This is a genomic window from Pseudonocardia sp. N23 (genome assembly GCF_002583555.1).
Classification (GTDB): Bacteria; Actinomycetota; Actinomycetes; order Mycobacteriales; family Pseudonocardiaceae; genus Pseudonocardia.
Window position 1 is genome coordinate 1 of record NZ_BEGX01000098.1, and the last position, 216, is coordinate 216.

Genomic DNA, 216 nt, shown 5'->3' on the forward strand with positions numbered 1-216 from the left:
AGGTTGATGCAGGCCGCGCTGGACGCGGCGGCGGCCGGGCTCTACGTGTTCCCGGTGTGGCCGCGGGGCAAGCTGCCCGCGGTCAAGGAGTGGGAGGCGGCCGCGACCCGCGATCCGGTGGTGATCGAGGAGTGGTGGAGCGTGCGGCCATGGAATCTGGGGCTCGCGGTGGGCCGGTCGAACGTGCTGGTCGTGGACCTCGACCCGCACCGCGGG

At 73.6% G+C, this 216-nt stretch carries 1 protein-coding gene; it reads left to right on the top strand.

Annotated elements, in window-relative coordinates:
• Positions 1 to 216 (top strand): bifunctional DNA primase/polymerase (locus TOK_RS23010; RefSeq protein WP_141566510.1); only part of this gene is annotated, 216 nt, incomplete at both ends.